Here is a 6,666-nt window from a genome sequence, read left to right as displayed (position 1 = left end):
CGGAGCGGCCCGACCGCCGTATCGAGTTTGTCCCGCTGTTGCAGGAGACCGCCGTGGTGGCGCTGTCGCACAAGCACGCGCTGGCGCGGCGCAAGCAGATCGTGCTGCCCGACATCGCGGATCAGCCCCTGATCGTGCCGGAACGCCGCTCGCGGCCGCACAGCCACGATCTGACGACAAAACTGTTCGACGAGGCCGGGCTGACGCCGCGTATCCAGGAGATCGCCGACGAGAAGCAGACCATCGTCAACATGGTCGCAGCAAGGCTCGGCGTCGCCATCGTGCCGCGCTGGACCGCGCGGATGGCGATCCCCGGCGTCCGCTTTGTGCCGCTCCGCCTGAAGCGCGGCAGCAGCGCCGGCCGGCTGCCGCTCGCCGCCGCCTGGCTGAAAGGCTCCCGCGATCCGGTCCGCGACCAGGTGATCGCGGTGCTTGAGGCAAGGTTGAAGAGTTACGCGCGCGAGGCGTGAGGCTGCCTCGTTGCGTGATGCCTCGACGGCCGATGAATGATTTTGGCCGGTTGACCTAGGTCAACACGACCTGCGCTGGCCAGGATGAGCGTGCCCGGCATGGCGAAGCGTCAGGACTGGGTCATGATCGCAGGGTGCGTCGCTACCGCTTTGGCGGTGGTGGCGCTCGTCGCCCTTTTCTCTGCCTGAGCTGTGTCGCCCCCGTAGTGTTACGGGGATGTCCAGCTAGGTCCCTGAGATAACTGGGTAATTCCCAAAGCTCGAACACCGCTGGCACAAACTGCACTGGCTTGCCGAGTTCCTCCCGGCATAGCTTCCCCTTCCAACGTAGGGCGGCATTATGGGCAACCTACTTTACAGCGTGTTTGTCGTGCTGATGGGGCTAAGCCCGGTCATCCTCGTGGCGATTGCCATGTTCATAAATTGAGGGCCGGAGCAGTGTCTTTCGGCGTGCCAACCACCAATCCATTCCGCTGGCGTGTTTAGTGAATCAATCTGCGATGCCTTAACCTGGTGAAAGGTTGGCGTCAGCGCGGGCGTGTACGCTCGCGCCCATGAATTGGGATCTGCTGTATTTCCGCCTCTCGCTCGTCTGGATGGCGATCACCGCTGCCATGCTGGTCTATGTGCTGGTCGCATAAAGGCAGCCTCTCCGTCGCCGAAGGCCTTCCGCCGGTATTTTCCCCACGCCAATCGGTGATTTGCCGACGGACAACTCAGCAAAACGTGTCAAGTCCCCGCACGGAGCCCATGGGGGCGATCGACACCCGGCTTTCCCGCGCCCTCAGTTCAAGAGAGGGCGGATTGAAAAGTCAAAGCTCGGCAATTCATATCGCGAGAGCGCAGAAGTTTGTCTTACTCGCGGCTCCACACACTCAGTGTCGTCCCGGCGCAAGCCGGGACCCATAACCACAAATGCCGATTGTTACGCACCGTTGGAATAACGAGTCCCGTCAACAACACCCGCCGCGGCGTATGGGTCCCGGCCTGCGCCGGGACGACACTGAATTTGAGGCGCGCAGGCGGGCCTCGCAATCTGCACCACGGATTCGCCGTTGTCTCGGCCTTCGCCAGGACGACGCGGAGAGAACTGCGCACGGGTCTGCCTTCGCTCCGGCGCAGGTAGCCAACGGTTCCCATCCAGGCAGGTTTCCGGCAAAGCTGTCGACCGGGACGTCACTCTCCCGGCGCGGCTCAAATCTCCCCGGTTTTGCGGGTCGGTCATGAGTTCCTCGTTTGTAGACTCGCGTTATGTTATAATATAACAGTCGTTCCATGGCGCATACGCACACCCACGAGCACCACCATCACGGCCACGCCCCCCACGGGCACAGCCACGCCCCGCACGCGCATCCGGCGCAGGCCGCGCACTGGTCGATCCTGCGCATGCCGGTGCCGGCCCGACTGCTCGCGGCGCTCGCGGTCTCTGCCTGCCTGTGGGCTGTCGTCTGGCTGGCGATGAGGTGAGACCGGTGGCTGCTCTTGTTACCTTCCGCGACGTCACGCTCGGCTATGACCGCCACCCGGCGGTGCATCATCTCAATGGCGCCGTCGAGGCCGGTGCGCTGCTCGCCGTGATCGGCCCGAACGGCGCCGGCAAGTCGACCCTGCTGCGCGGCATCGCCGGCGTGCTCAAGCCGCTGTCGGGCGTGATCGATCTCGACGGGCTGGATCATCGCGACATCGCCTATCTGCCGCAATCTGCCGACATCGACCGCAGCTTCCCGATCTCGGTGTTCGATTTCGTCGGCACCGGGTTGTGGCGCTCCACCGGCTTCTTCGGCGGCATCGGCAAGGCCGCGCGCGAGAAGATTTTGGCGGCGCTCGCCGCCGTCGGCCTCAACGGATTCGAGAACCGCCCGATCGGCACGCTGTCCGGCGGCCAGACCCAGCGCATGCTGTTCGCGCGCGTGCTGTTGCAGGACGCCCGGCTGATCGTGCTCGACGAGCCGTTCAACGCCATCGACGCCAAGACCACCGCCGACCTGCTGGCGCTGGTGAAGCGGTGGAACGGCGAGGGGCGCACCGTGCTGGCGGCGCTGCATGACCTCGACATGGTGCGCAACAATTTCCCGGAGACGCTGCTGCTGGCGCGCGGCCCGGTCGAATGGGGACCGACCGCCGAGGCGCTGACGGCTGATAATCTGATGGTCGCAATGCGGATGTGCGAGGCGTTCGACGATAGCGCCGCGGCCTGCGCCGCCGATCCACGCTCGCGGGCCGCCTGACGCCGATGCTATCCGACGCGCTGGTCACGCCCTTCACCGAATTCGAGTTCATGCGCCGCGCGCTGGCGGCGGTGATCGCGCTGTCGCTCGGCGGTGCGCCGATCGGCGTGTTCCTGATGCTGCGGCGGATGAGCCTGGTCGGCGACGCCATGGCGCATGCGATCCTGCCGGGGGCGGCGATCGGCTTCCTGCTGTCCGGGCTCAACCTGTTCGCGATGACGACCGGCGGCCTGATCGCGGGCTTTGCCGTGGCGCTGCTCGCCGGCCTCGTCGCCCGCACCACCGAATTGAAGGAGGACGCCTCGCTTGCGACCTTCTATCTGGTCTCGCTCGCGCTCGGCGTCACGATTGTTTCGATCAAGGGCACCAATATCGACCTGCTGCACGTGCTGTTCGGCAACATCTTGGCGATGGACGACCAGACGCTGCTGGTGATCGCGTTCAACGCCACCCTCACGCTCTTGGTGCTCGCGGTGATCTATCGCCCGCTGGTGATCGAATGCGTCGATCCGGTATTCCTGCGCACCGTGAGCCGGGCCGGCGCGCCGGCGCATCTCGCCTTCCTCGCGCTGGTCGTGGTCAACCTCGTCAACGGCTTCCACGCGCTCGGCACGCTGCTCGGCGTCGGACTGATGATCCTGCCCGCGGGCATTGCGCGGTTCTGGTCGCGCGACATCACCACCATGATCTGCATCGCGGTGGCGAGCGCGATGCTGTCGGGCTATGCCGGACTGGTGCTGTCGTACCAGACCCGGATTCCCTCCGGCCCCGCGATCATCCTGGTCGCGGCGGGGCTGTATATTGTGTCGCTGCTGTTCGGTAATGTCAGCGGCCTGGTGCGGCAGCTGTTTCCCGGCCGCCATCTCGAGGCGTGAGTACGATGCGGCGATTGTTCGGTTTGATTGGTCTGGCGCTGCTGCTGGCGAGTGGACCGGCGCGCGCCGCCGAGCGCATCAATGTCGTCGCGAGCTTCTCGATCCTCGCCGACATGGTGCGCAATGTCGGCGGCAATAATGTCGACGTGACGGCGCTGGTCGGGCCCGACGGCGACGCGCATGTCTACGCGCCGACGCCGGCGGATGCCAAGAAGGTCGCCGACGCCAAGCTCGTGGTGATTAATGGTCTCGGCTTCGAGGGCTGGATGCCGCGGCTGCTGCAGGCCTCGGGCAGCAAGGCGCCGGTCGCGGTGGCGACCAAGGGGATCATGCCACGAAAGATGGGCGGCCATGACGATCCGCATGCCTGGCAATCCGTGGCCAATGCGAAGATCTACGTCGTCAATATTCGCGACGGGCTGATCGCCGCGGCCCCCGACCACACAGCCATCTTCAAGGCCAATGCCGACGCCTATCTGGCCAAGCTCGAGGCGCTCGACCGCGAGGTGCATGAGGCGGTGGCGAAAGTGCCGGAGGCGCGGCGCAAGGTGATCTCGACCCATGGCGCTTTCGGCTATTTCGCCGACGCCTACGGCGTCACGTTCTTCTCGCCACTCAGCGTGTCCACGGATTCCGAGCCCAGCGCGCGCGATATCGCCGCGATCATCGCCCAGATCAAGGTTGCGAAAATTCCGGCAGTTTTTCTCGAAAATATCAGCGATCCCCGCCTGATCGAGCGGATCGCGGCCGAGACCGGCGCCCGGGTCGGCGGCACCCTGTATTCGGACGGTTTGACGGCCGAAAAGGGCGATGCACCCACTTACATTGATATGGTCAGGCACAATATAAAGGCCCTGACCAGCGCGCTCGCCGAGTAGGGCAGGGGCCTCCCTGTCTGGATTGAGCGCGGCCCCAAGTTCCTTCGGAGTTGTTATGGCTGAAGCTTCGCAAAAAATTCCTGTGACCGTGCTGACGGGCTATCTCGGCGCCGGCAAGACCACGCTGTTGAACCGCATCCTGTCGGAAAACCACGGCAAGAAATACGCCGTCATCGTCAACGAATTCGGCGAGATCGGCATCGACAACGACCTCATCATCGGCGCCGATGAGGAAGTGTTCGAGATGAACAATGGCTGCGTGTGCTGCACGGTGCGCGGCGACCTCGTCCGCATCATGGACGGCCTGATGAAGCGCAAGGGCAAGTTCGACGCCATCATCGTCGAGACCACCGGCCTTGCCGATCCGGCGCCGGTCGCGCAGACCTTCTTCGTCGACGAGGACGTGCAGAAGAACGCCCGGCTCGACGCGGTCGTGACCGTCGCCGATGCCAAATGGCTGAGCGACCGCCTCAAGGACGCGCCGGAAGCCAAGAACCAGATCGCGTTCGCCGACGTCATCGTGCTGAACAAGACCGACCTGGTCTCCAAGCCCGAGCTCGCCGAGGTCGAAGCCCGCATCCGCGGCATCAATCCCTATGCCAAGCTGCACCGCACCGAGCGTTGCCAGGTCGGGCTGACCGACGTGCTGGAGCGCGGCGCGTTCGATCTCGACCGCATCCTGGAGATCGAGCCGGATTTCCTCGAGGCCGGCGACGATCACGACCATGATCACGATCATCATCACCATGACCATAATCATCATCACCACCATGATCACGACCACGGCCATGGCGGGTTGAAGCATTATCACGACGAGGACATGCAATCGCTGTCGCTGCGTTCCGAGAAGCCGCTCGACCCGACCAAGTTCATGCCCTGGCTGCAGCAGCTCGTCGCCACCGAGGGCCAGAAGATCCTGCGCTCGAAGGGCATCCTCGCTTTCACCGGCGATGACGACCGCTATGTGTTCCAGGGCGTCCACATGATGCTGGAGGGCGACCATCAGCGGAAATGGAAGGACGGCGAGAAGCGCGAGAGCCGCGTCGTGTTCATCGGTCGCGAACTGCCCGAGCAGGCAATCCGCGACGGCTTCGAGCAGTGCATCACCACGTGATGAAAGAGTTCGATCCGGGCGAGGCCCCTTCTTCCATCGTTTCGATCACCGACCGCGTCAAGCCGCTGCCGCTCGGCGCGGCGGTGGGGTCGGTGCATTTCCTCGGCGACCGCGCGTTCTTCGTCGGCGCCGAGGAGGGCGTTGCGATCGCGACCGCCGACGGCGAGATCACACGGACGCAGACGCATTTCGGCGCCATCCTGTGCGCCGCCTCCGACGGCAAGCGGCTCGTCACCGGCGGTGACGACGGCAAGCTGATCGCGATCGACGCCAAGGGCGAGACCGCTGTCATTGCGACCGACGCCAAGCGGCGCTGGATCGACAATGTCGCCCTGCACAGCGACGGCACGCTGGCGTGGTCGGCGGGCAAGACCGCGTTCGTGCGCAATCCCAAGGGCGAGGAGAAAACCTTCGAGGTACCGTCGACCGTCGGCGGGCTTGCTTTTGCGCCGAAGGGCCTGCGGCTTGCGATCGCGCATTACAACGGCGTGACCTTGTGGTTTCCCAACATGGCGGCCAATCCGGAGTTTCTGGAATGGGCCGGCTCGCATCTCGCCGTCATGTTCAGCCCGGACAACAAATTCCTCGTCACCGCGATGCACGAGCCCGCGATGCATGGCTGGCGGCTCGCCGACAACCGGCATATGCGGATGAGCGGCTATCCCGGCCGCGTCCGCTCGATGTCATGGAGCGTCGGCGGCAAGGGGCTCGCGACCTCGGGCGCCGATACCGTGATCGTCTGGCCGTTCACCAGCAAGGACGGCCCGATGGGCAAGGAGCCGGCGATGCTGGCGCCGATGCCGGCGCGGGTCGCCGTGGTCGCCTGCCATCCGAAGAACGACATCATGGCGGTCGGCTATGCCGACGGCACCGTGCTGATGGTCCGGCTCGAGGACGGCGCCGAGATCCTGGTGCGCCGGAACGCCGGCACGGCGGTGTCGGCGCTCGGATGGAATGCCAAGGGCACGCTGCTCGCCTTCGGCACGGAAGATGGTGACGCGGGCATCGTGGAAATGTAAGAAATCGCGGCAGACGAAGCGTTTTCGAGCGAAGTGGGTACCGGTTCGCGTGAAGAAAACGCGTCAAAAGACGAAGCTCGCG

Annotated in this window: 7 protein-coding genes; all 7 read left to right on the top strand. The window is 64.8% G+C overall.

Annotation, left to right across the window (positions count from 1 at the left end; all coding sequences use genetic code 11):
• Positions 1-470: LysR family substrate-binding domain-containing protein (locus tag J6525_RS37420; protein ID WP_225648379.1), on the top strand; the 470-nt coding region annotated here is incomplete at its 5' end.
• 1,275 nt (positions 471-1,745) lie between these two features.
• Positions 1,746-1,937, top strand: a complete 192-nt coding sequence (locus J6525_RS37415) for a hypothetical protein (protein ID WP_225648378.1) — start codon at positions 1,746-1,748, stop codon at positions 1,935-1,937.
• Positions 1,938-1,942: 5 nt separating this feature from the next.
• Entirely contained in the window at positions 1,943-2,698 is a 756-nt protein-coding gene (locus tag J6525_RS37410; RefSeq protein WP_028332852.1) for a metal ABC transporter ATP-binding protein, read from the top strand.
• 5 nt (positions 2,699-2,703) lie between these two features.
• On the top strand, positions 2,704-3,573 hold the full coding sequence (locus tag J6525_RS37405) for a metal ABC transporter permease (protein ID WP_016842589.1): 870 nt from the start codon (positions 2,704-2,706) through the stop codon (positions 3,571-3,573).
• A gap of 5 nt (positions 3,574-3,578) precedes the next feature.
• Positions 3,579-4,451 carry a metal ABC transporter substrate-binding protein gene (locus tag J6525_RS37400; RefSeq protein ID WP_225163850.1) on the top strand — a complete coding sequence of 291 codons (873 nt, stop codon included), beginning with the start codon at positions 3,579-3,581 and terminating at the stop codon, positions 4,449-4,451.
• Between the two features lie 55 nt (positions 4,452-4,506).
• Complete coding sequence (locus tag J6525_RS37395; protein WP_057016235.1) at positions 4,507-5,565, top strand: CobW family GTP-binding protein; 1,059 nt, start codon at positions 4,507-4,509, stop codon at positions 5,563-5,565.
• A complete protein-coding gene (locus J6525_RS37390; RefSeq protein WP_225648377.1) occupies positions 5,565-6,584 on the top strand; it encodes a WD40 repeat domain-containing protein in 1,020 nt (339 codons plus the stop codon). Before J6525_RS37395 ends, J6525_RS37390 begins: the two co-directional genes overlap by 1 nt.
• The last annotated feature ends 82 nt before the right edge of the window (positions 6,585-6,666 follow it).

Origin of the sequence: Bradyrhizobium australafricanum (genome assembly GCF_020329495.1) — a bacterium.
GTDB lineage: Bacteria > Pseudomonadota > Alphaproteobacteria > Rhizobiales > Xanthobacteraceae > Bradyrhizobium > Bradyrhizobium australafricanum.
This window is presented reverse-complemented; position numbering and strand designations above follow the sequence as displayed.